At 44.5% G+C, this 24,794-nt stretch carries 20 protein-coding genes; 7 read left to right on the forward strand and 13 right to left on the reverse strand.

Annotated elements, in window-relative coordinates; translation table 11 throughout:
• Positions 1-30 precede the first annotated feature (30 nt).
• From MVI27_RS00655 to MVI27_RS00670, 4 genes are all read right to left on the reverse strand, one after another.
• Positions 31-1,950: a M1 family metallopeptidase gene (locus MVI27_RS00655; protein ID WP_246958717.1), complete on the reverse strand. Its 1,920-nt coding sequence runs from the start codon at positions 1,948-1,950 to the stop codon at positions 31-33.
• Between the two features lie 69 nt (positions 1,951-2,019).
• On the reverse strand, positions 2,020-3,459 hold the full coding sequence (gene dacB, locus MVI27_RS00660) for a D-alanyl-D-alanine carboxypeptidase/D-alanyl-D-alanine endopeptidase (protein WP_246958718.1): 1,440 nt from the start codon (positions 3,457-3,459) through the stop codon (positions 2,020-2,022).
• 143 nt (positions 3,460-3,602) lie between these two features.
• Entirely contained in the window at positions 3,603-6,050 is a 2,448-nt protein-coding gene (gene priA / locus MVI27_RS00665; protein WP_246958719.1) for a replication restart helicase PriA, read from the reverse strand.
• A gap of 167 nt (positions 6,051-6,217) precedes the next feature.
• Positions 6,218-7,393, reverse strand: a complete 1,176-nt coding sequence (locus MVI27_RS00670) for a proline dehydrogenase family protein (protein ID WP_246958720.1) — start codon at positions 7,391-7,393, stop codon at positions 6,218-6,220.
• 90 nt (positions 7,394-7,483) lie between these two features.
• Here MVI27_RS00670 and aroB point away from each other — a divergent pair, with 90 nt between their 5' ends.
• Complete coding sequence (aroB, locus tag MVI27_RS00675) at positions 7,484-8,533, forward strand: 3-dehydroquinate synthase (protein WP_246958721.1); 1,050 nt, start codon at positions 7,484-7,486, stop codon at positions 8,531-8,533.
• Positions 8,534-8,772: 239 nt separating this feature from the next.
• The gene (locus MVI27_RS00680; protein WP_246958722.1) at positions 8,773-9,399 is read left to right on the forward strand and encodes a porin family protein; all 627 of its coding nucleotides are present in this window, start codon (positions 8,773-8,775) and stop codon (positions 9,397-9,399) included.
• 58 nt (positions 9,400-9,457) lie between these two features.
• Here MVI27_RS00680 and purF read toward each other — a convergent pair whose 3' ends face one another.
• The 6 genes from purF to purB form a co-directional block, all read right to left on the reverse strand.
• Positions 9,458-10,942: an amidophosphoribosyltransferase gene (gene purF, locus MVI27_RS00685; protein ID WP_246958723.1), complete on the reverse strand. Its 1,485-nt coding sequence runs from the start codon at positions 10,940-10,942 to the stop codon at positions 9,458-9,460.
• A gap of 16 nt (positions 10,943-10,958) precedes the next feature.
• On the reverse strand, positions 10,959-11,681 hold the full coding sequence (gene purC, locus MVI27_RS00690) for a phosphoribosylaminoimidazolesuccinocarboxamide synthase (RefSeq protein ID WP_246958724.1): 723 nt from the start codon (positions 11,679-11,681) through the stop codon (positions 10,959-10,961).
• An 18-nt stretch (positions 11,682-11,699) separates the two neighbouring features.
• Positions 11,700-12,425, reverse strand: a complete 726-nt coding sequence (locus tag MVI27_RS00695) for a DUF3307 domain-containing protein (protein ID WP_246958725.1) — start codon at positions 12,423-12,425, stop codon at positions 11,700-11,702.
• Positions 12,422-13,030, reverse strand: coding sequence for a SatD family protein (locus MVI27_RS00700; protein ID WP_246958726.1), 609 nt, complete (start codon positions 13,028-13,030; stop codon positions 12,422-12,424). The genes MVI27_RS00695 and MVI27_RS00700 overlap by 4 nt, the downstream gene beginning before the upstream one ends.
• A gap of 57 nt (positions 13,031-13,087) precedes the next feature.
• On the reverse strand, positions 13,088-16,777 hold the full coding sequence (locus MVI27_RS00705) for a phosphoribosylformylglycinamidine synthase (protein WP_246958728.1): 3,690 nt from the start codon (positions 16,775-16,777) through the stop codon (positions 13,088-13,090).
• Between the two features lie 92 nt (positions 16,778-16,869).
• Complete coding sequence (purB, locus tag MVI27_RS00710; protein ID WP_246958730.1) at positions 16,870-18,300, reverse strand: adenylosuccinate lyase; 1,431 nt, start codon at positions 18,298-18,300, stop codon at positions 16,870-16,872.
• 195 nt (positions 18,301-18,495) lie between these two features.
• Here purB and MVI27_RS00715 point away from each other — a divergent pair, with 195 nt between their 5' ends.
• Together MVI27_RS00715 and MVI27_RS11895 are read left to right on the forward strand one after the other, a co-directional pair.
• Positions 18,496-19,515, forward strand: coding sequence for an aldehyde dehydrogenase family protein (locus tag MVI27_RS00715; RefSeq protein ID WP_323134576.1), 1,020 nt, complete (start codon positions 18,496-18,498; stop codon positions 19,513-19,515).
• Positions 19,476-19,859 carry an aldehyde dehydrogenase family protein gene (locus tag MVI27_RS11895; RefSeq protein ID WP_323134577.1) on the forward strand — a complete coding sequence of 128 codons (384 nt, stop codon included), beginning with the start codon at positions 19,476-19,478 and terminating at the stop codon, positions 19,857-19,859. The genes MVI27_RS00715 and MVI27_RS11895 overlap by 40 nt, the downstream gene beginning before the upstream one ends.
• 28 nt (positions 19,860-19,887) lie before the next feature.
• On the opposite strand, the gene MVI27_RS00720 is transcribed toward MVI27_RS11895, so the two are convergent.
• Positions 19,888-20,466, reverse strand: coding sequence for a thioredoxin family protein (locus MVI27_RS00720; RefSeq protein ID WP_246958731.1), 579 nt, complete (start codon positions 20,464-20,466; stop codon positions 19,888-19,890).
• Positions 20,467-20,546: 80 nt separating this feature from the next.
• Between MVI27_RS00720 and MVI27_RS00725 the strand changes: the two genes are divergently transcribed.
• From MVI27_RS00725 to MVI27_RS00735, 3 genes are all read left to right on the forward strand, one after another.
• Positions 20,547-21,446 (forward strand): lysophospholipid acyltransferase family protein, encoded by a 900-nt coding sequence (locus MVI27_RS00725; protein ID WP_246958733.1) that lies wholly within the window; start codon positions 20,547-20,549, stop codon positions 21,444-21,446.
• Positions 21,439-22,413: a glycosyltransferase family 2 protein gene (locus tag MVI27_RS00730; RefSeq protein ID WP_246958735.1), complete on the forward strand. Its 975-nt coding sequence runs from the start codon at positions 21,439-21,441 to the stop codon at positions 22,411-22,413. The genes MVI27_RS00725 and MVI27_RS00730 overlap by 8 nt, the downstream gene beginning before the upstream one ends.
• Positions 22,414-22,516: 103 nt before the next feature.
• A complete protein-coding gene (locus tag MVI27_RS00735; protein WP_246958736.1) occupies positions 22,517-23,074 on the forward strand; it encodes a 3'-5' exonuclease in 558 nt (185 codons plus the stop codon).
• Positions 23,075-23,077: 3 nt separating this feature from the next.
• On the opposite strand, the gene apaG is transcribed toward MVI27_RS00735, so the two are convergent.
• Together apaG and odhB are read right to left on the reverse strand one after the other, a co-directional pair.
• Positions 23,078-23,464: a Co2+/Mg2+ efflux protein ApaG gene (apaG, locus tag MVI27_RS00740; RefSeq protein ID WP_246958737.1), complete on the reverse strand. Its 387-nt coding sequence runs from the start codon at positions 23,462-23,464 to the stop codon at positions 23,078-23,080.
• Positions 23,465-23,546: 82 nt separating this feature from the next.
• Complete coding sequence (gene odhB / locus MVI27_RS00745) at positions 23,547-24,779, reverse strand: 2-oxoglutarate dehydrogenase complex dihydrolipoyllysine-residue succinyltransferase (protein ID WP_246958738.1); 1,233 nt, start codon at positions 24,777-24,779, stop codon at positions 23,547-23,549.
• Positions 24,780-24,794 lie beyond the last annotated feature (15 nt).

Genomic DNA, 24,794 nt, shown 5'->3' on the forward strand with positions numbered 1-24,794 from the left:
AAATCTATGTATGTATAAAGATTAGGTCATCTATTCTTTAATAAATTTAAATGTTTGCCGGTCTAATTTCAGCAGGTAAAGTCCGGCCGGAAGTGAACGGACATTAATCATATTTGACGTTTTGCCATCTAAAATTTGTTTTCCGTCGATGCTGTAGATTTCAAACTGTTCTGTGTTTTTTAATCCTTTGATATATAAAAGATCACGAACCGGATTGGGAAATACAGCCATCTTTTCAGCAGTTGGATCCGTTGCAGATAATAAAGTCCCATCTTTCGTTACCGTGGAGTTCCGGGTCACCAAATGTTTCTCGTCATTAAAGGTAACTGTACTGACAGTGAAGTTGACCGGAACGGTAAAACTCTGGCCATTCATAGAATTTTCAAGTTTCAGGTTGAGGACTTCACCATTGGTGCCTTTAATTCTGACCGGCAACGGAAGTTCAAAATAATTTACAGAGGAATGACTCTGGGTTTGATTCACTTTTATAACGAGCTGCTGCGCCGTGGTCTGATTCCATTTAATCTGATAGGACGGGTACCCCTGACCGTAAATCCAGTCCTGGAAAAAACCTGATAAATCAACCCCGGAAGTCTGCAAAACAGAGTTTTCCAAATCTTCTGTTCCGGCGTAGGAATAGGCCAGTTGCGGCCGGTTGTGAAAATCTTTGAGTGCCTGATAAAATACCTCTTCACCTAAAATCCATTTCATCATGCGAACAACGTAGCCTGCTTTTGAGTAGCTTAAACGCCCGCTGAAAACAGCGTCTGTATTGCCAAGCTGCGAATCGGCCACGTACACCGATCCTCCCGCTGAGGAAGTGATATAATCCATCTCTCCCTGCAGATAATTTTGAAACTGCGACGCGGACATCAGCAGTTTTTCATTCACGAGATGTTCGCCGAAGGTAGCGAAACCTTCATTGAGCCAGATCTCATTCCAGGTTTTGCAGGTGACTTTATCCCCAAACCACTGATGCGCCAGTTCATGCGCGATGAGCCCTTTACCAAAACTGCCCATAGACGACATGGTAGCATGCTCCATTCCGCCGCCCCAGTTGAACTGCATGTGGCCGTACTTTTCCTCGCGGTAGGGATAAGGACCGAAATAAGTTTCGAAGAGATTCATCGCTTCTTTTGTCCACGCAATATTATTCATCGCCGAATTGTTATTTGCCGTGGAAGGATAAACGTAGTTCACAAATGGAAAAGGCGGCGTGCCCATCGTGTCGTTTATTTTGACGTAATTCGTAATACCTACAGCAATAAGGTATGCCGGAATCGGATAATTGGTCTGCCAGAAGGTGCGTCTTTTACCATCGGGTAGCGTAGTTTCCGATACGAGTTTCCCGTTTCCGGCAACGCTGTACGCGCCCGGAGTTGTAATAACCAGATCCACTTTTTCAATCTTATCATTCATGCTCTGCTTGGTGGGAAACCATTCCTGCGCGCCATAAGGTTCATTTAAAGTATAGAGGACCGGCGTTCCTCCCTGGGTGGAAATGGCAAATGCGTCTCCGGCACTGCCGTAGGCTCCCGGCGTTCCGGCGTACGAAATCGTCAGCGAATCAACGGCACCCGCCGCTAAAGACTGCCCGAGCTGAATTTTGATCTCCTTGGTGGATAATTGACTGAATGAGACCGGCTGCCCTTTATATTTTACCTGTGATACGGTGAGATTTGTAGAAAAGTCAAAATACATTTCAGACATCACCGAGTTTGCTTTAAAATGACTGGTCACATCGCCGCTGATATAGCGCGCTGCCGGATCCAGGTTGAGCTCCAGCCTTTGGTATAGTAAATCGTAATTAAGTGTATTTGGATTTACGTTATAAGTAATCATTTTAGAATACCGGTTTGCTTCTGCGGCACGCATTTTCTGTACGTCCATCTGCTGCGCCACGACACTCAAACCGCAGCACGACAACATCAACAGATATATTTGTTTCATATAAAATTTTTAATAAAGATAAAAAAACCTTCCGGTTTGGGAAGGTTTTTCAAATATTTAAGAATTATTCTACAATTGCAGCGCAGGTTCCAGGATTTGCTCCATCCGCGATTTCACCTGATCTACGGAACCGCTGTAATTATTAATCAGCAGTGAGAAAACAAGGGTCCGGCCGGTATTGGTTTCCATGTATCCGGCAAGTGTCTTCACACGGTTCAGCGTACCGGTTTTTGCAAAGATTTGTCCGTTACCCACCGTGTTGAAAGTGCGGCGAAGCGTACCGGTTTGTCCGCCAACAGGCAAGGTATTACGGAACGTGCGGTAGTAATTCTCGTTCATCAGATTGGCAAGAAACTTCACCTGGGAGATTGGAGTAACCACGTTATTACGGGAAAGTCCGCTGCCGTCAAAATAATTCAGACCATCGGTATCGAATGAAACTGCTCTCAGGTGACTCATCACCGCGTTACGGCCGCTTTCCAGTGTTTGGTCACCGTATTTTTGAAACCCCACCATTCTCAGCATTGCTTCTGATAAAGCGTTATCGCTGTGCAGATTGGTATACCCGATGATTTCCGCCAAAGTGGGACTCTCGTATCTGGTAATCACTGTTCTTTTTTCCGGGTTGGGATCAGCCGTGCGTGTCACCACTTTTCCGGTTACCGGCAAACCACTTTTTACAAGCGTAGTTCTTAAGTTATTGGCCAGGTACGCCGGTGCATCAGGGAGTTTAGTAGTGAGATAGCCGCCTTCAAACTGATCAGCGTACACAATTTTCTGAATATAAGGTGAAATGTAGTAGTAGCTTTTGTGATCAGAGAATGGATTTTTCTGCCGCGCTACCAGTTTCTCATTTTTAGGATTGATTTCATAGGTTGTTCCGGCCGGCAGATAATAATTTCCGTTTTCCAGCCAAACAATATTTTCCGGCAGGTTCTGGTTTTTATTAACTTTAAAGAGTGCCGTCTGGATTATGATATCACCCGCCACTTTTTTGATACCCCGGTCGGCCATAGCGCCGGCAAAATCAGCAATAATTTGTCGGTAGGCATAAGCGCCGCCTTTATTGGTTCCCAAGGACGGATCACCGCTTCCGATAATGTGTAGATTTCCCTGCAATACGCCGTTCGCATCAATTTCTCCGGAATATTCCAGCTGCGTGATCCAGCGGAAATCTTCACCGAGCATACTCATCGCCGTATCCGTTGTAAGTAGTTTCGTGGTGGAAGCCGGGATGAGCGAAGCATGCTCATTATACGAACTGATGACTTTCTTGGTCTTCGGATCATATACGACAAAACCCCAGTTTGCATTTCGCAGCACCGGATCATTCATCATGGCATTAAGCTTGATATCTACAAGCTCCTTCGCTGAAAGTAACTTTTCCGGAGCAGCTTCAGAAGAAGCGGTATTATAATTGGACGGAAGATTAGTGAAGGTTCCCTGACTGTAAAAGATTGCTGAAAAGGCAAGAGCAGAACCGGTCAGTAGTTTTTTAAGATTAATCATTTAAACGTAAGTTTCTTATTTTTAAATGGTAAAAGAAAAGGTTTATCAAAACAAATTTTCTTTCAAACGCTCAAAAGTACTGATTATTGCCAACGGATACCCGCCTGGCAACGGTAAAACTTTGTAAACTTTGTTAATATTTGTTAAAAGTCAACATATACCGACCGCTTGATGCTTTGGTACGCAGTTACTTCTTCAAACTCTTCGAAACTTTTGAGCACCAGCTTTTTATATTCCGGATATTTTTTTCCGCGCGGCAATTTCAGCATCAGCTGATATTGATACATAAGATTGAGTCGGGCAATTGGCGCTTTTTCAGGACCCAGCACACATTCCTCCGGCAGATATTTTCTTAAGACAGAACCCATGAACTGCGCGGCCCGGTTTACTTTATCTTCCCGCCGGTGCTTCAGCTCAATAAGAATAAGTTTGACGAAGGGCGGATAATGAAACTTTTTCCTTTCCTCCAGCATGTGATCGTATAAAGCTTCCACATTCTGCTCTTTGAGCAACTGAAAGACCTGATGCTGCGGATTGAAAGTCTGTACCAAGACCCTCCCTTTGCCCGAAACCCTACCGGCACGTCCCGCAACCTGCGTCAGCAGTTGGTAAGCGCGTTCTTCTGCCCGAAAATCCTGAACGTACAACATCGAGTCTGCACGCGGCACGGCCACCAGTTCAATATTTTCGAAGTCCAGACCTTTGGCGATCATCTGGGTGCCCACCAGAATATCAGTTTCGCCTTTCTCCAGTTTTTCGTAGAGTTTTTCATAGGCATATTTGCGACGCATCGAGTCCACATCCATGCGATCAACTTCAGCATCCGGAAAAAGCCTTTCGGCTTCCTCGTGAATCTGCTCAACGCCCACGCCGCGCACATTCAGGTTTTCCGAATGGCATTTGGGACAAATGGCAGGCTTTGCCGCCTTGTGGCCGCAGTAATGGCATTTCATCTCATTGGTGGACTTGTGGTACGTCATTACCACATCACAATTGGAGCAGTAGGTTACGTGACCACAACTCTCGCACTCCACCACATTCGCATAGCCACGGCGGTTATGCAGCACCATGGTTTGCTTCTGTTCATCAAGCTCTTGCTGAATCGATTTAATCAAGGGTTGCGAGAAACTGCCGAAAACGGTTTTTGCGTCCTGCTCTTCCTTGAAATCTATGAGTTCGAAGTTGGGAACCGCAACCTTACCATATCGCTCGCCTAAATACACATAGTGCAGAACCCCTTTCCGCGCGGCATAATACGTTTCCACCGACGGCGTGGCAGAACCCAGAATAACATGTGCGCCGTAATATTTCGCAAAAACCTGCGCCGCATCCCGCGCATTGAAATAAGGATTCACTTCGCGGGGTTTATAGGCAGTGTCATGTTCTTCATCAACTACTACAAGTCCGAGATTTGTAAAAGGCAGGAATAAAGCATTACGCGTACCTATCAAAATCCGGATTTCATTATTGTGCACTTTGCGCCAGACCTCTACCCTTTCAAAGTCAGTGAGTTTCTGATGGTAATAGCCGAGTTGATTTCCGTATTTTTTTTCAAGCCGGCGTACGATTTGTTTGGTCAGTGCAATCTCAGGTAATAGCAATAACACGTTTTTTCCTTGTGCCGCAATTTCCTCGATCTTTTCGGCATACAGGTGCGTTTTGCCCGAAGAAGTAATGCCGTGCAGGAGTACATTTTTATCTTCTTTAAAAGCACCGGTAATTTCAGCCAGCGCTTCCAGTTGAGAAGGGGTAAGCGGTTCCAACTCTTCCTGTTCGCCAGCGTACTGATCCAGGCGGTCTTCCTGTTGCACGTGCTCCGTAACCAGTCCTTTTTCAGCCAGCCCTTTTAGCTGTGCATAAGCAAAATGAGCATCTGAAAATAAATCCGACTTTTTAATCGGCACACCGGTTTCCGTTTCTTCATGCAGGATATGCAGAAAAAGTTCCTGCTGCTTTGGTGACCGTTTCAGGAAAGACAATACTTCCGGCAAGAACTCCGGCGTCACGCGGTCACGGTTAATTTGCACATAAGCCACTTCCCTGGCTTTATATTTCTCCTTTATCTTCTCATCAATTTCTATATACTGCAGGTCAATCAGTGAATTGATGGTGCGGATGATATCTTTTTTTGGGATGAAAGCTTCAATATCGGTAAGGTTAATGACTTGCCGCACTTCCAGCGCCTGGATAAGATACACTTCATTCACCTCCAGCTGTTCAAGCTTTATGACTGCGTTTGGTTTTAATTTAAGATATGTTTCGCTTTCGAGCTTAAGGGAAGCAGGAAAGGCAAAGCGGTAAATTTCTCCCAGGTTACATAGATAGTACTCGGACAGCCAGTTCCAGAATTTCAACTGCTCCGGTGGTAAAATCGGCTGTTCATCCAGAAGAGTGATCAGTTCTCGCGGCACGAAGGTTTCCGGCTTTTGCTGATGAATACCAAATACGATCCCTGTATAAATTTTCTTGCCACGAAATGGAACCAGCACCCGCATCCCGGGCTGTAATTTTTTGACCAGATCTTCCGGCACTGTATAGGTAAAAGTTCCCGAAAGATTTAATGGTAATATGATCTGAGCGTATGTTAACATGTATATTTTCGTAAAATAATAATTCAAAAACAGCAGCAAAGTACTACTAGATGCTACTTACAAATTTACTAAAATTAAGGCATTTTTCTTTCTTAAAATATCATAAAAAAAGACGGATACACTCCGTCTTTATACTTCAAAAAGCATTATAACAAAATTATACGCAATTAGCTTTTCTGTTCGTGTCGTCTTTTAAGTTCCTTCGCGATCAAGCCCAGCTCACGGCCGGTTTGCCCTGCTACGGAGGTGTTCTCCTGTGCACGTCTTGTAAGGTAAGGCACCACATCTTTTACTGGTCCGTACGGAAGGTATTTGCAAACATTGTATTTCTTCGCGCCCAGCACATAGGTAATATTATCACTCATACCGTAGAGCTGACCAAACCACACATTCGGATGATCATTCGGCAGATTCATTTCAGCCATTTTTTTCATTACCAAAGCGGTCGACTCCTCGTTATGGGTTCCAAAGAAGGCAGAAACACGGTCGAGGTGATTCATGGTAAATTCAATCGCGGCATTGTAATTATCATCGGAAGCCTGCTTGGTTGGCTGGATCGGATCCGGGTAATTTCTTTCGGACGCACGCAATCGTTCTTTTTCCATATAAGCGCCGCGCACAAACTTATACCCAAGGTAATATCCTTTTTCAGTCGCGCGGGCAAGGTCTTTTTCTAAATATTCAATACGTCCGGTGCGGTACATCTGAATGGTGTTCCAAACAATTGCTTTTTGTTTATTAAAGCGCTCCATCATTTGATTTACCAATTCGTCCGTGGCGTCCTGCATCCAGGTTTCTTCCGCATCGACCATAATAACCACATACTGATCAAACGCCAGCTGGCAAACTTCTTCATAGCGCTTCACGACGCGGTTCCATTCCTGTTGCTCCGCTTCGGTCAGTTGCTTATTTGCACCTACCTTTTCATAAATATCGATATGGCCGAAACCGGTTGGTTTAAAAACCACAAAAGGAATGGCAGGATTTCCGGCTGCGAATCTGATGTTTTCCTTGATTTCACGGCAGGTCTGGTCAAAAACTGCTTCCTCTGCCTTTCCTTCAATCGCGTAATCGAAGATACTGCCAATATGGTGTTTGTACATTTGGTCCACCACCTTCATACTTTCTTCGCGGGTTTCACCGCCGCAAAACTGTTCGAATAAGGTGTTCTTCACAATGCCGGTCACGAATGGAAGGCTGCTTTTCACACTAAAATTAAGTGCTGAAATACCAAAGCGTGTAAGTGTTGGTTTTTCAATGGCTTTGAACATCCAGAAAGCTTTCTTGAGTTGCGCATCAGACTTGTCTGCAAAAGCAGTCTGGGTATCATTAAAAATGTTCATTTCGGGAATTAAAAAAGTAACGCAAATTTAGCAATATAACGCCAATGCCGAAACTAAATTAAACCTTATTTTTGTGAGAAATTTCATCATATGATTTCTTCCCTGGATCGCAGTTTCATGCAGCTCAACCAATATTTGAAAACCGAAAAACCTTCAAAAATATTTATCCTGTGCGATGAGCATACGCACGAGAATTGTCTGCCTGTTTTGCTGCCGGAGCTGGAAACTGAAATTCCGTTTGAAATCATAGAAATTGCCGCAGGTGAAGAAATGAAAACGCTCGACACAGCAGCGCAATTGTGGGATATCCTGATCCACTTTAAGGCTGACCGAAAAGCGCTGATGATCAATGTGGGTGGCGGCGTTATTACAGATATGGGCGGCTTTATTGCTGCTACTTATAAACGTGGCCTGCGGTTCGTGCACTTACCAACCACCCTGCTGGCGATGTGCGATGCTTCGATCGGTGGCAAAACCGGGATTGATCACGCTTTTCTTAAAAATGTCATCGGCACCTTTTCTCTCCCGAAGCAAATTTTCCTTTTTCCCGATTTCCTGAAGACCCTTCCTTTTGAACAACTTCGCAGTGGTTTTGCGGAAATGCTGAAGCATGGTTTAATTGCAGATGCCAAACACTGGCAGGCGCTTAGCCAATTAAGAGAGCTTACCACAGATCAGCTCGCGCCACACATTCAAACCTCAATGAATATTAAAAAACAGGTGGTGGAATCTGACTTTACCGAGCAGGGCCAACGCAAAATTTTAAATTTCGGTCATACCATCGGTCACGCCATAGAAAGTTTGTTCCTCGCAGAAAACCGTCCGCTGCTGCATGGCGAGGCAGTGGCTGCCGGCATGATTTGCGAAACGTATTTGTCTGTACAGGCCGGCTCGCTGGAGCAGGAAACCGCGGAAGAAATCATCAGTGCACTGATGCGATGGTTTCCGCTGATCGATTTAGCTGAAATCAATGAAGAGGAACTGATGCAACTGATGCAGAACGACAAAAAGAACAATCAAAATCAAATTCTTTTCGTGCTGTTAAAAGCGATCGGAACGGCCGTTTTTGATGTAGAAATCAGAGCAGATTTAGTTTTAGAATCTATTACATTTTATAAAACACTAGCGAAAAAGAGCTAGTTCTTTTCTGGCACAAAACGATCTGTTATTTATAGAATACTATTTTGACCAAAACTTAATCACTTGATTATAAGGTTCTTATAAAATTATTTGATTAAACACGCGTTTAATTTTTCATTTTTTAAAATTTCTTTGGCACAGCGTTTGCGAATGTTGTTGTCGTAAAACAAAAAATTTAAAAAAGGCTGGCGCCTGATTATTTAATCAACCCAGCCAAAACAATTTGAAAATTTGAAATTATGAAAAAGTTATTTTTAAGTGCAGCTGTCGTAATGGGATCATTAGCATTTGCACAACAATTCGGGATCAAAGCTGGTATGAACGTTTCATCACTTTCTGACGATGCAACGCTGAGCGACCAAAGTTCAAAAATTGGTTTCAATGCGGGTGTGTTTATGAATGCACCAATTGCAGAAAACTTCAGCATTCAGCCGGAAATTTTGTACAATAATTTAGGTTCTAAAGTAACATTAACAAAAACTGACGTTGGTAATACAACCTACAGAACTGAATATGCCAGACATTTAGATTATATTACTGTACCTGTTATGTTCCAGTATAACGCTACCCCAGCATTTTACCTGGAAGCAGGTCCTGAGTTTGGTCTGATGGTCAGTGCAAAAGATAAATTAAAAAGCACTGAGAACGGCAATACAACTGGAACTGTAACAAGTGATATTAGTACTGACAATTTCAACACCTTTAACTTTGGTGTAGGTTTAGGTGCAGGATATTACTTTACACCAAACGTAGGTCTGACTGCAAGATATACCGCAGGTTTATCAGATATTGCCAAGGACCGTCCAAGTGGTTCCGATGCAGTAAAGAACAACGTATTCCAGGTAGGTCTGGCTTACAAATTCTAAAACACAACCCTTATATATAACAAAAGGAAGGTTGAGCTTAATGCTCAACCTTTTTTATTTAAAACATAACAATGTCCTCTCCTTTCGGCACCGGATATTCGCCGGTGAAACAACCGAAGCAGTGATTGGAACTGCCCAAAATTTCACGCAGACTGTCCATGCTCAGAAATTCCAGTGAATCCACGCCGAGATACTCACGCAGTTCTTCTTTGGTCATGTTAGCGGAAATTAAATCATCTTTGGAAGGCGTATCAATTCCCAGATAACACGGTGCGATAATCGGCGGCGAAACGCTGCGGAAATGGATTTCCTTGACACCCGCATCTTTCAGAATTTTCACCAGTCTTTTAGACGTGGTCCCACGCACGATCGAATCGTCAATAATCACCACGCGTTTATCTTTAATTTCAGAAATAATGGGATTAAGCTTCAGGTTCACGATCCGCTCGCGCATTTCCTGCGTCGGAATAATGAAACTGCGCCCGATATACCTGTTCTTAATTAAAACAGGCCGGAACGGAATGCCCGAGGCTACTGAGAAACCAATAGCTGCCGGCACGCCCGAGTCAGGAACACCTAAAACCAAATCTGCTTCCACGGGTGCCTGCTCCCAGATCTTCGCACCGGATTTTTCCCGGATTTCGTGAACGTTAATTCCCTCCAATGTGGAATCCGGGCGCGCGAAATAAATGTATTCGAAAGCGCAGATACGTTGCTCACAATTTTCCTTCACGACGAAACTTTGCAGGCCCGGTTCATTTTCATGGGTAAAAACAATTTCGCCTGGCAAAATATCCCGCACAAACTGGGCACCAACCGCATCCAGTGCCACCGTTTCCGATGCTACTACATAGGTTTTTTCGTCAATGGCACCCAGCACCAGCGGACGAATACCGTGGAAATCCCGAAAGGCAAAAAATTTATTTCGTGTCATACCTACAACAGAATAGGCACCTTTGATTTTTTCCATTGTTGTCCGGATGGCCGCGCGCAGTCCTAAGTCCAGGTTTTTCTGAATCAGGCGCAGAATAACTTCTGAATCCGAGGTTGCTTTAAACACCACGCCTTCTGTTTCCAGCTCTGCTTTGAGTTCGCGCGCGTTGGTTAGATTACCGTTGTGAGCGATAGATAGAATAATCTGGTCGTACTCGTTTTTGGCAAAGAAAGGTTGGTAGTTGTATTTTTTCTTATCGCCGGCTGTTGTGTATCGGGTATGGCCAATCGCTGCATTACCCATAAATGTTTCCGGATCGCGAATTTCTTTATAAACGTCCAGCACCAGGCCTTCATCTTTTAAGTTAAAGATTTTGCTTTTATTCATTACCGAAATCCCACAGGCTTCCTGCCCGCGATGCTGCAGGGCAAACAGACCAAACTGCGACAGTGAGAAGGTATCCAGATCTTCACTGGAATACAACCCAAAAATACCGCACTCTTCCTGCGGCGCGTCCCAGGGATCTTCTGTTTTGAGCAGATTTCGGCCGTATGTATTTTCTTTAAAAGAGTTCAGATACTCCGTTCTGAACTTTGCAATGTTTTTCATTAAAGAGTTGATTTCTTTATGCGCCGTGCAAATGTTTTTTCAGGCGCTCATATATTTCCACATAAGCTTCGGTGACCTCACCTAAGTCTCGGCGGAAACGGTCTTTATCGAGTTTTTTCATGGTGTCGCGGTCCCAGAGGCGGCAGGTATCCGGCGAGATTTCATCTGCCAGAATTATTTTACCGTCCGGTGTGCGGCCCAGTTCAATTTTAAAGTCCACCAGTATGATATTAATTTGCGCAAAAAGTTCAATTAATATATCATTAATGTCGGAGGTGAGTTCATACATTTCATCGAGTTCATCGTAGGTGGCGGCACCCAGAAAAACAGCATGATGGTCATTAATCAGCGGATCGCCCAACTCATCTTTTTTATAACAAAGATCGAAAATGGTCACCGGCGATTTGATCCCCTCTGCTACCCCGAGGCGCTGCGCCATGCTGCCGGCTGAATAATTGCGCACCACCATTTCCAGCGGAATGATCTGTACCTTTTTTACCAACTGTTCGCGTTCATCCAGTTGCTTAATGAAATGGGTGGGAATTCCTTTTTTATTTAAGTATTCAAAGATCAGCGTGGTAATGGCATTGTTCATTTCGCCTTTCAGGTCCACGTTGCCTTTCTTTTGTGCGTTGAAGGCGGTAGCATCATCTTTAAAACGGACAATCACTTCATTGGGATTATCAGTTTCAAAAACCTGCTTTGCCTTTCCTTCATAAAGCATGTTTCCTTTAGTCATAGTACTTTTATATTAGTTTCATTTTAGATAATATTGTACGGCAAGTGCCGTTACTACGGCTGCACCGAAACTGAGCAAGGTACCAATCAGCACATACTCGGTAAGCTTTCGCTGTCGTGCCTGCGCTAAATCACTGAAACGAAATACTGATTTGGCAGCAATCATAAATCCTACGCCTTCCCAGTGTCCGGTGAGCACAAAAATATAGACGAGCAGTCTTTCCAGCATGCCGATATATTTTCCGGCATTAGCCAGCGAATCGGTTTCGAGTTGTTCGGGTGGCAATGCCGTAGGAGTCCAGCCGGAAATAGCCGTTTTGATCATAATAGAAGAGGGCAACAACAGGAAGAGCGCTCCGGTTACCACCGTAATTATTTCGGGAGTTACGAAGAACTTTATTTTTGTCCAGCCTATGATTCCTAAACTAATTGCTGCAATCACCAGCAGATGTGCCAGCTGATCCAGAAAAAACCACCTCCTTTTGGTTTTCGGTTTTTGAAAAGTGATTTTCAGCCAGTCAATAATCCCATGGCTGATTCCGATAAACAGTACTACCCACCACAGCCCGACATTCCACAGCTCGGCATTCCACAGGAATACTGCGGCCAGCGCCATATGAAGCAGGACATGCAGATACAGATATTTACTTCTGGCTCCTTTTCGCTCTTTATCCCGCACCCAATGATCCGGCTGTAAAAAGAAGTCACCGAGCAAATGCGCTAATATCAGTGGGATGAATATCATTGCAACTGTTGGATTTTGGTTCTGTAATACGTGTCGGTTTGCTTTATTAAGTCAAAATGAGCACGCTTCAAGCGCTGGCTTACGGAAGACTGCGAGATCGTTAATTCCCGAGCCAAGCTTTCCTGGGTCGCACCGGGATTCAGCAATAACCGATGAATGATCTGAGCCACCGCGGGAGTCCACTGATCAAACTGCAAAAGTGCCCAGCGCAGCATGATATTGATATCGGCATCCAGTAACGGATCGTCTGTGCTGATGGCCAGCGTATCACCGGAAACAGTAAGCGTATCCAGTAGTCGGCCGGAATTCACGTACGCTGTTCCGTTGGATTCAGTAATGCTTGCACCGGTAAACGTTTCCTCACCGACTCCAATGGCTATTCTGGCGTCGAGTTGTGCGGTAGTTCGCAGCAAAGATTTAATGAGCAAACTGCATTGCAGCGCATCTTCTGTTTTGCATTTCAACTGAAACTCGTCTCCCCGGTAAAGATCCCAGTCAGCAGGTGTACTGCCCCATTGCTGAAGCAGGCTTTTCAGAGCCGGCAGCCATTTTTCTGCCGGTTTGCTTTCTGAATTAATAATATCTCCCGTGATAACAGCAATCATCTTTCAAATATAAGCAAAAGAGCTTTTAAATGCATTATATAATATTAATAGCTTATATTATTTAAAATACTCTACTCCGTTTTTAAAAATATTGTGGTAAGAAGCGTCCGGAATGTTTTTCATCAGGCCGGCACTGAATCTTTCGGTATGTCCCATTCGTCCATAAATCTGTCCGCTGGCCGAAGTGATTCCTTCAATCCCAAACAAAGAATTATTTGGATTAAACGGCATTCCATGTGCAATATTTCCTGCCAGGTCTATGTACTGCGTTGCAATCTGGCCTTGTTCATACAGATTTTTAAGCACTTGCTCCGGCGCCATAAAGCGTCCTTCCCCGTGCGAGATCGGAATTGTGTACTCCTGCCCTTGCATCCCTGAAAGCCACGGACTGTTATCGCTGGTCACACGTACGCGGACCATTTGGGAAATATGCCGGCCGATGGCATTATGCGCTAAAGTCGGTGACTCCTGATCCAGATCGCGGATTTCACCATACGGCAGCAAACCTGATTTAACCAAAGCCTGGAATCCATTACAAATTCCCAAAATCAACCCGTCACGTTCCAGAAGTTTGTGAATCGCTTCGCGCATGGCTTCATTCTTAAGTGCGTTCACGATAAACTTCGCCGACCCGTCGGGCTCATCCCCTGCTGAAAACCCACCGGAGAAAACTAAGATCTGCGACCGATTAATTTCTGTCACCCACTGATCAAGGGTTTCCTGCAGCAAATCATTATTCAGATTTACCAGCGGCAAACTATGGACGTCCGCACCTTCTTTTCTGAAAGCATTTTGTGTCTCGTACTCACAGTTGGTCCCGGGGAAAAGTGGCAGAAAGACCCGTGGCGCAGCTGTAGGATGTGCTGCTTTTCTTCTGATGTTTCTCGCCTGAATCTGGGTTACTTCCGGGAACTCCACCATGATCTGGCTTGGTTCACGCGTTGGGAAAATACTCTTAAATGTCCCGGTCCATGCTTCATGTAATTTTTGGGTATCGTATTCTTTTCCATTGATTATGAGCGCTTTTTGATGCTGTACTTCACCTATTAATTGAAGAAGAAGATGATCGAGCCGCACCGTAGATTCAACGACCAGGCTTCCACATTCTTTCTTTAAAAGGAAGCTTTCGTTAATGTCAATGCGGGCACCCAACTGATTACCAAAAGTCATCTTGGCAAGCGCAACAGCAAGGCCGCCTTCTTTAACGGTCTTCACTGAAACTATACTTTTCGCTTCGATATTTTCATGCAAAAACTCAAAAATATTTTTCAGCTGGTCGTAATCCGGCAAACCATTTTCCTGAGGAATATGCTGGAAGTAGTAGATATAATTACCGCTCTTTTTAAACTCCGGTGAAATGATATCTGACTTGTTACCGGGCGCACATGCGAACGAAATCAGCGTCGGTGGCACATGAAGATTCTGGTAGGTGCCGCTCATGGAGTCTTTACCACCAATAGCTGCCACGCCAAGATGCATTTGTGCATCATATGCTCCCAGCAAAGAGGCCAACGGCTTCCCCCACTTGTACGGATCATCGCCCAGCTTTTCAAAATACTCCTGAAAGCTTAAACGGATACGGCGATAATCACCGCCCATTGCCACAATTTTTGCCACACTTTCCACCACTGCATTGGCAGCACCGATCATCGAGTTTTGCGCGGAGATCTCCGCATCAAAACCCCAGCTGGCCAGCGATACGGTTTCCACCGAGGTGGCGTTTTGTACCGGTAATGTTTGCACACTGCCTTCCATCGGTGTTTGCTGGAATCGGCCGCCGAACGGCATCGCTACCGTTGTGCCGCCCACGGAGGCATCAAACATTTCCGAAAGTCCTTTTTGGGAGGCAATATTCTTTTCTGCCAGCGCTTCCAGGAAATTTTCTTCTGTAAACAAAGGTTCTTCCAGCTGAACTGGTTGTAAATGGCCAATTTCTACCTGCTGTTGTTTCTGGCATCCGTTGGTATCCAGAAACGAGCGCTGCAGATCCACGATCTTCTTTCCGCGCCAGTACATCTGCATGCGGCCGCTGTCCGTGACCTTGGCAACTTCAACAGCTTTAATGTTTTCTTTTGCGCAGAAACGGATAAATTTATCAGCATCGGTGGCAGCCACCACCACTGCCATTCGCTCCTGAGATTCGGAAATAGCGAGTTCTGTTCCGTTCAGGCCTTCATATTTTAAGGGCAGTACATCCAGGTTGACTTCAAGCGAATCCGCTATTTCACCAATAGCGACTGAAACACCGCCGGCACCAAAATCATTTGATTTTTTAATTAAAGTGGTTACCTCCGGATGACGGAACAACCGCTGAACCTTTCGTTCTTCCACCGGATTACCTTTCTGAACTTCGGTCGCCAGTGTATGAATAGAAGTTTCATCCTGCTCCTTTGAACTGCCGGTAGCACCGCCTACACCATCCCTTCCTGTGGCACCGCCCAAAAGAATGACTACATCACCGGGCTGAGGTTTTTCCCGACGAACGGCATCCTGAGGCACCGCACCGACAACGAAGCCAACTTCCATGCGTTTAGCGCGGTATCCTTCGTGATAAATTTCGCTAACCTGCGTTGTGGCAAGTCCGATCTGATTGCCGTAGGACGAATAACCGTTCGCTGCCTGCTGGCTGATCTGCCGTTGCGGCAGTTTTCCGGGAATGGTGGAAGATACAGGTTCCAGAATATCTGCAGCGCCGGATAAGCGCATAGCCTGATACACGAACGCGCGACCGGATAAAGGATCACGAATCGCTCCGCCGAGACAGGTTGAGGCTCCGCCAAATGGCTCAATCTCAGTTGGATGATTATGGGTTTCATTTTTAAATAACAAATACCATGGTTCTGACTTTCCGTCGTATTCCACATCTACCTTAATGGTGCAGGCGTTAATTTCATCAGAAATCACCAAATCCTCCAGCTGTCCGGTTTTTCTGAAATATCTGCCGCATACGGTCGCTAAATCCATCAGCGTGAGTGGTTTCTGCTCACGGCCCAGCTCTGCTCTTGTGGAAAGATAGTGGGCAAATATATTTTCTAAAGTTTCCTTAAAATCCCCTTCAAAGGTAATGTCGGTCAGTTCTGTTTCAAAAGTGGTATGCCGGCAGTGGTCGCTCCAATAAGTATCGAGGACCTTCAGCTCTGTTTCGGTCGGGTTACGGTTTTCAGACTTAAAATAATTTTGAATTAAAGCCAGATCATCCAGTCCGAAAGCAAAACCTTCTTTTTCATAAAAAGTAGAAAGTTCCTCTTGGGAAAAATTGATGAAATCATCATAAATAACAATTTCTTCCGGCGCGCTCTGTTGCGGTATTTCCAGCTGATGAAGGTCTTTTTCCTGCGACTCAACTTTATTAATAATAAAATCTTTGACTGTGCGAAGTTCCCGCTCGTTGATACCCGCAAAATCGTACAGTTTTCCGCTGCGAACCACGGATTGATTATTGCCGGTAAGCAAGGTTATACACTGCTGTGCGGAATCGGCCCGCTGATCAAACTGTCCGGGTAAAAATTCGGAGGCAAAAAATTGGTTCTGGGCAGGATTTTCTTCATGCAAAATATCGGTAACCGGATCAGCAAATGTATTATAGACTACCTGCTGAAACTCTTCGTCGGTTACACCAAAAACATCATAGATGTTATATACCTTCAGATCCCGCGCAGAAGGTGCAATATCTTTAATTTCATGCATCAGCTTTGGGCTTTCCACATCAAACAGGCCACGCTTTTCTACAAAAATTCTTTTTTTCATGTAATTTATATCTAAAAACTGCAACTGTAATTTCTTAAAAACAGGAACAGCATTTAATTAAAAATGCAGCCGAAGAAGCTGCATGATTTTATTTAAACTTTAAGGTCGATTTCGCCGTCAGATACAAGGTCGCTGTATCGCTCCAGCACAGGCTGAACCTCATGCCGGATAAACTCTTCAGTCTGCACCGGCGCAAACCCTATGAAATTGACGGGATCCATGATTTTTCCCAATTCCGATTTGTCCATTTTAAGACTGCTGTCATTCTGCAGCCTTTCCATCAGGTCGTTCGCTTTTCCTTCCATCTTCACCTGTTTGCTGGCTTCCATGGAATGCACGCGAATGGTTTCATGAATTTCCTGGCGGTCACCACCGGCTTTCACCTCTTCCATAATTACGTACTCGGTTGCCATGAACGGTAACTCTTCCATAATATGTTTATTAATGCGGTTTTCATAGACCACCAATCCGGACATGATATTATTCCAGATCAGCAAAATAGCATCTACAGCCAAGAAAGCCTGCGGAATCGTTAATCTCTTATTAGCCGAATCATCCAGTGTTCGTTCAAACCACTGGGTAGAAGCAACCATGGCCGAACTGGACGATAAGGACATCACGAATTTTGCCAGAGCGCCGATTCTTTCGGAACGCATCGGGTTTCGTTTATAGGCCATCGCCGAGGAACCAATCTGATCTTTCTCAAAAGGCTCTTCAAGTTCTTTCAGATTTTGCAGCAAGCGCAAATCGTTTGAAAATTTATGTGCAGACTGTGCGATATTAGACAGCAAGGCCGTGACTTTCGCATCAATCTTGCGGTCGTAAGTCTGCCCCGAAACGCCAAATACTTTGGTAAAACCAAACCGGGCAGACAGTTCTTTGTCCAGATGCTTTACCTTGGAGTAGTCACCTTCAAACAATTCCAGAAAGCTGGCTGCTGTACCAGTAGTACCTTTCACTCCGCGAAAACGAAGCGTTTCCAGGAAAAATTCCAGCTCTTCAAAATCCAGCAACAAAGACTGCAGCCAGAGCGTCGCACGTTTTCCTACGGTGGTGAGCTGCGCCGGCTGATAATGTGTGAAACCAAGAGTCGGTAAATCCTTATATTGAAGTGCGAAATCAGACAACTTTTTCATCAGGCTGACCATCTGGCGGCGGATTAACTGCAAACCATCCCGGAGCTGAATTAAATCCGTATTGTCTCCTACGAAGGCAGACGTGGCGCCAAGGTGAATAATTCCTTTCGCGGAAGGCGCGGCATCACCATACGTGTGAACTTGTGCCATCACATCATGCCGAAACTTTTTTTCATAAACAGCTGCCGCTTCAAAATCGATTTCTTCGGCTTTTGCCTTTAATTCAGCAATCTGTTCCTCCGAGATATCCAGTCCAAGGTCACGCTGAATTTCTGCCAGTGCAATCCACAGCTTTCGCCAAGTGCGAAATTTATTTTCGGGCGAGAAATTATACAGCATTTCCCTGCTTGAATAGCGCTCTTCAAGGGGATTTTTGTACGAATTCATTCTTTCTTTTTACTTTTTTAGATGCACAAATTTACGTAAAATATCTGACCGTGCCTTCTCTTTTGGTGACAGTTTTGCATCAGAATAGGGCGCTGAAAAGTTGTTTTCGTGCAGCATCAAGTCTTGATTATTTAACCTTCGTACACTCAGCAATTCTTATCTATATAACAATATATCTACTGATTTTCCGACCTTATGAATTACCAGATCCTTTTAGATAAACAAAAATCATATTTCCGCTCCGGTGCCACACGACCGGTTGCCTTTAGACTGCAACAGCTAAAAAAATTAAAAGAAATTCTCCGGCAGAATGAAGAAAAACTGAACGAAGCAATCTATAGGGATTTTAAGAAGCCAGCCTTTGACACGTACACGACCGAGATTGGATTTCTTTTGAATGATATCAACTATTATTTAAAACACTCTCATAAACTCGCCAAATCTAAACGCGTTCGCACCAATCTGGCAAACATGCGGGGGCGCAGCACCATCTATCAGGAGCCACTCGGCAGCGTCCTGGTAATCGGCGCGTGGAATTACCCGTATCAGCTTTCGTTATCACCTGCAATTGCCGCGATCGCTGCCGGGAATACCGTCATCATCAAACCCAGTGAAACTGCACCGGCAACCATGAAAATGATGGCGGAACTCATTAACAACAACTTTGATGAAGCATTTTTAAAAGTAATTACTGCCGACGAAAATACCGGTCAGCAGCTTACACAACTGCCGTTTGATAAAATTTTCTTCACAGGGAGCACCGCCACCGGCCGGAAAGTGTACGAAGCCGCCGCGAAAAATCTGGTCCCCGTGACCCTTGAGCTCGGCGGAAAAAGCCCGGCCTTCATTTCAGAAATTGCAGATCTGGAAATTGCAGCCAGGAGAATTATCTGGGGTAAATTTTTAAATGCCGGGCAAACTTGCGTGGCACCCGACTATATTCTTGTGCATGAAAGCGTTGCAGAAAAGCTTTTAAAATTGCTTGTTCATTTCATCGAGAAATTTGACTATAACGCTGAAGCTGCGCATTACACTCAAATTATTAACGAAAAAGAATTCAGTCGTTTACAAAAACTGCTCAATCGATCACCAATTTATTATGAGGAGAAACTCATGCGCAGCAAAGATATATTGCTCCTACCCTTATTTTCCCTGCAAAGCCTGAGGATGAAATTATGCAGGCGGAAATTTTCGGACCGCTGCTGCCTATACTGACATATAAAGACTTTAGGGACGCACTGAATCTGATTTCCGAAAAACCTGCACCGCTGTCTGCATATCTTTTTAACAACGACAAAAAAGAGCAGGAACAATTTATCAACAATGTCCGATTCGGTGGCGGGTGCATTAATGATACCATTATGCATCTGAGCAATCCCAATCTGCCTTTTGGCGGTGTAGGAAATTCCGGGCTGGGGAACTACCACGGTAAATTTGGCTTTGAAACCTTTTCTCATCAAAAAGGGGTTTTGAAAAGAGCAACCTGGGGCGAACCAAATCTAAAATATCCGCCGTACGCGCAAAAAAAGTTTAGCTGGATCCGGAAACTATTGGGATAAAAAAGGCCGGAAATCATCCGGCCATGTGTTATTTCTTTGGCGCATAGGCCAGGAAAAAATCTTTCACTTTTTGCAGGCTGTAGCCTTTTCCTTCTTCCAGTACGGCACTGTCCTGGGTGTGAATTTGCTTGCCATTCTGATCCAAGACAACAAAAACGGGATAACCGTATTTCGCGCCCGGATTGCCGAGTTGCTCAAATACTTTTTCGTTCTTGTTCTCCGGAGAATAGTTCAGATGCCAGTACAGATAGTTAGTATCCACGATCTCTTTTAATTCAGGCGTTTTTTGTACATAATCATTAAAACGAAGGCACCAGATGCACCAGTTCCCACCGGCCTGAATCATAATGTTTTTATTTTCAGCTTTGGCCTGTTTAATAAGTTCGGCAAGTCTGCTTTCTGCATTTTCAGAAGGGTTATAGGGTTTGGCCAGCTTGGCTTTTTCCATTTCGGCAGCTTTTTTCCTGGCAGCCAGTTCCGCAGCACTGTCACTTACCGCTGTTTTTTGAGCAGTATCCGCAGGTGCCGGCGCTGTGTTCTGGGAGCATGCAGAAGCAGCTGTAAGAAAAAGTGCACCGACAACTAAACTTTTCAAAGTGTAATTCATATTTCTAAAATATTAGTATTGCAAATTAATAAAACGACTGTAAAAATAAACTTTATTATGATTAAATTTGCGTTTCGCCTATGAACTTTTTATTTAAATTCCTGCTGCTGTTCTCCCGGTTACCGCTGAAGATCCTGTACATTTTCTCCGACCTTATTTTTATGGTGACCTATTACCTGATTGGTTACAGGCGGAAAGTCATTCAAAATAATTTAAAAAATTCATTCCCGGAAAAGAGCACAGAGGAATTGCGCAAAATTGAAAAGCAGTTTTACCGTAATTTCTGCGATTATATTGTGGAAACTTTTAAATCGTTTACCATCAGTTCAACGGAATTACGGGTTCGGGTGCAACATTTAAACCGCGATGTTTTTAAAGAAGCCAAAGCCGAGGGGCGAAATGTCATCATGTTATCCGGTCATATTTTCAACTGGGAATGGTACAATGCGCTTGCTTTACTAATTCCACAGGAACACAGCATTGCCGTGTACCGCAAAGTACAAAATGGTTTTTGGGAAGACCAGATCAAGAGTTTACGCAATCGTTTCGGGAATACGGCGGTAGAAGCCAGAGAGGTGATTCGTCACATCTTCCGTACTCCTAATGATGGCAACTCGGTTTATATGTTCGTGGCCGATCAAACACCGCATTATTCAGAAATAAATCTCGGACTTCGTTTTTTAAATCAAAGAACACCCGTTTTTATCGGATATGATAAAATTGCAACACGCATGGATATGGCCTTTGTTTTCTGTGAAATGAAGAAAGTTAAGCGTGGATTTTACCAGGTAAATTACCATCGCATCTATCCGGATGGTGAGCGGTTTGAGCCGTATGAAGTAGTGACTAAGTTTCACACTTTACTCGAAAATACAATCCGGAAACATCCGGACAATTATTTATGGTCGCACCGCCGCTGGAAATATGATCACGCCATTAAAACGATGAGAGAAACCGAAAATACCGTTTCCCATGTCTGATACGCTGGCGGTCGTAATACTGAACTGGAACGGAAAATCCTGGCTGGAAAAGTTTTTGCCCACCGTAATCCGCCATTCTGCACAGGCCGAAGTATATGTTATTGACAATGCGTCCACAGACGATTCCATTTTATATTTACAGGAATATTTCCCAGAGGTTCAGATTGTCGTCAATCCCACAAATGCGGGTTTTGCCGCCGGGTACAATCAGGGTTTGCAGCATATTGAAGCAGAATATTATTGCCTGTTGAATTCCGATGTGGAAGTTACTGAAGGCTGGCTGGAGCCCGTTTTAAACTTATTTAAAAGTGACCGCTCCATTGCTGCCATACAGCCCAAGGTTTTAGATTATCATCAGAAGGATCAATTTGAGTTTGCCGGTGCGGCGGGCGGACTGATTGACAATTTAGGTTTTCCTTACTGTCGCGGACGCATTTTTGAAAATATTGAAAAAGACGAAGGTCAATATAATAGCAATGCGCAAATATTCTGGGCGAGCGGCTGTTGCCTGTTTATTCGCAGTCAGGAGTTTCTCGAGATGGGCGGTTTTGATGAACGGTTCTTCGCGCATCAGGAAGAAATTGATTTGTGCTGGAGGCTTCAGAATGCCGGAAAAAAAATATATTATTGCGCGGACAGTACCGTCTATCACGTTGGTGGCGGTACCTTAACAAAGCAAAATCCGCGAAAAACCTATCTCAACATTAGGAATAATCTTTCTATGCTCGCCAAAAATCTGCCTGCGGATAAGCTTTTTCCGGTCATCTTCAGCCGGCTGGTGCTGGATGCCTTCACCGCATTTTATTTTGGTTTAAAGTTAGGACCGAAGCATTTTATTGCTGTTTTAAAAGGACATTTTGCTTTTTACCGAATGTTGCCGGGAAATATCAAGAGAAGACAAAAAAAGCAGATTACACACTACTACAGCGAAAAATGGCTTGTGTTTAAGAGCTTTTTAGGTAAATAAAATTCCAGATACAGAGTTATATTTAGCAACTATTTATCGTTATACTTTTTAGATTCTCAGTACCTTTGCGTTTTAGCGAAATATTAATTCGCAATTATATTTTATGATTGATTTTTGCGCTATAGATTTTGAAACGGCTACTTTCGAACGGAACTCAGCCTGTGAACTGGGTATTTGTGTGGTGGAAAACGGCGAAGTGAAACAGACGAAAACCTGGCTCATCAAGCCGCCCAGCTACCCGTATTTTAGTCCCAGAAATATCGCCGTCCACGGAATCACACCTGATGAGGTTAAGGACGCGCCCACCTTTGAAGAAATGTGGCACGAGGCGGAAGAACTGATGTATGGCTCCTTAATGATTGCGCACAATGCCAGCTTTGATGCCGGCGTACTAAGAAGCTGCCTGGACCACTATGGTTTTTTCCGGCCAAAGATGAACTACCTCTGCAGTATTTCCATTGCAAAAAAGTCCTGGAAACATTTACCGAAATATGGTTTAAAGAGCCTGGCAGATCACCACCAGTTAAGTTTCAATCACCACCGCGCGGGGGATGATGCTGAAGTTTGTGCGAAAATAGCGCTGCTTGCTTTTGATCAGATGATGGTCACACGTACCGACGAAATCCACAGTGTGATGCAGAAAAACTTGAAAGTTCTGTAAATATTAATTGCTCAGAATATCAGCAATCAGGTTGAAGCGCGGAACTTCTATTTCCAGTTGTTCACTGGTATTCAGGTTGGTGCAATAATAAATTCCAAACATACTTCCCACGCCGGAGCGCAGCATTACATTGGAAAAATAGGAGAAGTTCTCGCCCGGCATGATTTCAGGGGTCAATCCAATCACACCGTCGCCGGAGACTTCTGTAAAACCATATCCTAAATCATAAATCATCCATTTGCGTCGCAGCAGCTGAATGGGTTCCTTTCCCAGGTTTTCAATAATGATATTGTACCTGAAAACAAAACGGTTTTCCGAAGGATAACTGTTCATGATATCGTATTCCGGAACAACTGAAACTTTAATGTCAAAAGAGGTAGTGGAAAACATGGCAGCAATATTTAGGGCAAGAGATACAAAAATCCCGCCTTTATCAGCGGGATCTTGAATATTTATTTTTCGGTAATAAAAATTACAGTTCCAGACCGCGTCTTTCATCACCGTTCATCAGGATTTCCACGGGATTGTCAATTCCTTCTTTCACAGCCACCAGGAAGCCTACAGACTCACGGCCGTCAATGATTCTGTGGTCATACGACATAGCAAGATACATCATCGGGCGAATCACCACCTGACCATCTACCGCTACCGGACGCTGGATAATGTTATGCATTCCCAGAATCGCAGACTGCGGCGGGTTGATAATCGGTGTGGAAAGCATGGAGCCAAATACACCACCGTTGGTAATGGTAAAGGTGCCACCGGTCATTTCATCAACGGTGATTTTGCCATCGCGTACGCGTTCCGCCAGATTTTTAATGTTGGCTTCAATTCCGCGGAAAGACATATTTTCTGCATTTCTGAGCACCGGCACCATCAGGCCTTTCGGACCGGAAACTGCTACGGAGATATCGCAGAAATCATAGTTAATTTTATAATCACCATCAATACTGGCATTCACATCAGGATACATTTGCAAAGCGCGCGTAACCGCTTTTGTAAAGAAGGACATGAAGCCTAAACCTACGCCATGCTTTTGTGCAAATTCTTCTTTGTATTGTTTTCTCAAACGGAAGATCTCGGACATGTCCACTTCATTGAACGTCGTCAGCATCGCGGTTTCATTTTTCACTGAAACCAAACGGGCCGCCACTTTTCTGCGCAGTACGGACAGTTTGCTGGTGCTGGTGCTGCGGGAACCGCCGTTGTCAGCAGATCCCATCGCCGGAACGGATGCCGTTTGTGCATCTTCTTTCGTGATGCGTCCGTCGCGTCCGGTACCGGTAACCTGTGCAGCATTTACTCCTTTTTCGTCCAGGATTTTCTTGGCCGCTGGAGACGGAGTTCCGGTTGCATACGTTTCCTGTTTTTTAGGTTCTTCCTTTTTCTCTACCTGTTTTGGCGCAGGAGCAGCCGGAGCTTCTTCTTTTTTCTCTTCTTTCGCTTCCCCATCGGCAGGTTTGGCAGCAGACATATCAATCAGGCAGACCACCTGACCCACTTCTACTGTGTCTCCCTCCTCGGCTTTCAGGGTAATCACGCCGCTTTCTTCCGCGGGCAGTTCCAGTGTCGCTTTATCGGAGTCGACTTCGGCAATGGGCTGGTCTTTTTCTACATAATCGCCGTCCTGTACAAGCCACGTTGCGATTTCAACTTCGGTGATGGATTCTCCCGGAGAGGGAACTTTCATTTCTAATATGGACATCGGATATATTTTTTA

Source organism: Chryseobacterium salipaludis (assembly GCF_022968825.1).
Classification (GTDB): domain Bacteria; phylum Bacteroidota; class Bacteroidia; order Flavobacteriales; family Weeksellaceae; genus Kaistella; species Kaistella salipaludis.

Excerpts from the sequence above, each read along its gene's own strand:
- MVI27_RS00655 (WP_246958717.1), bottom strand. The coding sequence starts at position 1,950 with ATGAAACAAATATATCTGTTGATGTTGTCGTGCTGCGGTTTGAGTGTC.
- dacB (WP_246958718.1), bottom strand. The coding sequence starts at position 3,459 with ATGATTAATCTTAAAAAACTACTGACCGGTTCTGCTCTTGCCTTTTCA.
- priA (WP_246958719.1), bottom strand. The coding sequence starts at position 6,050 with ATGTTAACATACGCTCAGATCATATTACCATTAAATCTTTCGGGAACT.
- MVI27_RS00670 (WP_246958720.1), bottom strand. The coding sequence starts at position 7,393 with ATGAACATTTTTAATGATACCCAGACTGCTTTTGCAGACAAGTCTGAT.
- aroB (WP_246958721.1), top strand. The coding sequence starts at position 7,484 with ATGATTTCTTCCCTGGATCGCAGTTTCATGCAGCTCAACCAATATTTG.
- MVI27_RS00680 (WP_246958722.1), top strand. The coding sequence starts at position 8,773 with ATGAAAAAGTTATTTTTAAGTGCAGCTGTCGTAATGGGATCATTAGCA.
- purF (WP_246958723.1), bottom strand. The coding sequence starts at position 10,942 with ATGAAAAACATTGCAAAGTTCAGAACGGAGTATCTGAACTCTTTTAAA.
- purC (WP_246958724.1), bottom strand. The coding sequence starts at position 11,681 with ATGACTAAAGGAAACATGCTTTATGAAGGAAAGGCAAAGCAGGTTTTT.
- MVI27_RS00695 (WP_246958725.1), bottom strand. The coding sequence starts at position 12,425 with ATGATATTCATCCCACTGATATTAGCGCATTTGCTCGGTGACTTCTTT.
- MVI27_RS00700 (WP_246958726.1), bottom strand. The coding sequence starts at position 13,030 with ATGATTGCTGTTATCACGGGAGATATTATTAATTCAGAAAGCAAACCG.
- MVI27_RS00705 (WP_246958728.1), bottom strand. The coding sequence starts at position 16,777 with ATGAAAAAAAGAATTTTTGTAGAAAAGCGTGGCCTGTTTGATGTGGAA.
- purB (WP_246958730.1), bottom strand. The coding sequence starts at position 18,300 with ATGAATTCGTACAAAAATCCCCTTGAAGAGCGCTATTCAAGCAGGGAA.
- MVI27_RS00715 (WP_323134576.1), top strand. The coding sequence starts at position 18,496 with ATGAATTACCAGATCCTTTTAGATAAACAAAAATCATATTTCCGCTCC.
- MVI27_RS11895 (WP_323134577.1), top strand. The coding sequence starts at position 19,476 with ATGCAGGCGGAAATTTTCGGACCGCTGCTGCCTATACTGACATATAAA.
- MVI27_RS00720 (WP_246958731.1), bottom strand. The coding sequence starts at position 20,466 with ATGAATTACACTTTGAAAAGTTTAGTTGTCGGTGCACTTTTTCTTACA.
- MVI27_RS00725 (WP_246958733.1), top strand. The coding sequence starts at position 20,547 with ATGAACTTTTTATTTAAATTCCTGCTGCTGTTCTCCCGGTTACCGCTG.
- MVI27_RS00730 (WP_246958735.1), top strand. The coding sequence starts at position 21,439 with ATGTCTGATACGCTGGCGGTCGTAATACTGAACTGGAACGGAAAATCC.
- MVI27_RS00735 (WP_246958736.1), top strand. The coding sequence starts at position 22,517 with ATGATTGATTTTTGCGCTATAGATTTTGAAACGGCTACTTTCGAACGG.
- apaG (WP_246958737.1), bottom strand. The coding sequence starts at position 23,464 with ATGTTTTCCACTACCTCTTTTGACATTAAAGTTTCAGTTGTTCCGGAA.
- odhB (WP_246958738.1), bottom strand. The coding sequence starts at position 24,779 with ATGTCCATATTAGAAATGAAAGTTCCCTCTCCGGGAGAATCCATCACC.